Source organism: Ruegeria sp. CH11 (genome assembly GCF_056537105.1).
This window is the reverse complement of sequence record NZ_JBQFQX010000055.1, coordinates 1-869: the sequence shown is the minus strand read 5'-3', so window position 1 is coordinate 869 and position 869 is coordinate 1. Positions and strand designations below refer to the sequence as shown.

Here is an 869-nt window from a genome sequence, read left to right as displayed (position 1 = left end):
GCCTGGCGGGTGTATTCATCCAAAACCGTGAGCATCTTGTAGCTCCGCCCATTGCTCAGCTTGTCGTGAACGAAATCGACGCTCCAGACATGGTTAGGATGCGTCGGTCGGAGTCGAATGATCGAGCTGTCCTTGTGGTACAGGCGACGCTTCTTCTTGTGCCGCTGCGGGAGTTGCAGACCTTCCTCCCGCCACAGCCGTTCTATCTTCTTGTGATTGACACGCCAGCCCTCGACCCGAAGTAGCTGCGCCACCTTACGGTAGCCATACCGGCCATAGCTCTTGGCCAGACGGATCATGGCCAGTCGAAGAGCATCATCGTTCTTCTCTACGGCCTGGTATTGCATGGAGCTGCGTGCAAGGCCGACCACCTTGCAGGTGCGACGCTTTGATGTGCCGAGCTTCTGGCGAGCATGAATGACGGCCTGACGAAGTTGGCTCGTCGTCAGGCCCTCGGTTTTAGGTAGTTCAGACTTTCCTTGAGGATCAGCTTGTCCAGTTCCAGTTCGGCCACGATCTTCTTCAGCCGGGCATTTTCTTTCTCCAGGCTGCGCAACTCCGACAGTTGCGACTTGCCCATGCCACCGAACCGACGCCGCCAATTGTAGTAGGTCGCATCGCTGACACCGACACCACGACAGGCTGTCCGAACATCATCGCCATCTGCCAGCTTCAGTTCAATCTCACGCAGCAGCTTCAGAATGTCTTCGTCCGAGTATCGCTTCCGAGCCATCCCTTGTTCCCCCTTCTCGGCCAAAGTAGTGGCACAATTTTAGGGGGCAAAGACAGCCTTTGGTGGACAATGTGGTCAACCGGACTTTGCAAAGTCTGCTTTCTGCGCATTGCTGTCATTGGGACATCACGCAGCA

General features: G+C 56.0%; 2 protein-coding genes. Both read right to left on the bottom strand.

The window, feature by feature from the left end; all coding sequences use genetic code 11:
• A partial coding sequence (locus tag ACR0LX_RS22970; RefSeq protein WP_480785636.1) for an IS3 family transposase occupies positions 1-347 on the bottom strand: 347 nt, incomplete at its 3' end.
• 98 nt (positions 348-445) lie between these two features.
• A complete protein-coding gene (locus tag ACR0LX_RS22965) occupies positions 446-733 on the bottom strand; it encodes a transposase (protein WP_171127984.1) in 288 nt (95 codons plus the stop codon).
• Between the last annotated feature and the right edge of the window lie 136 nt (positions 734-869).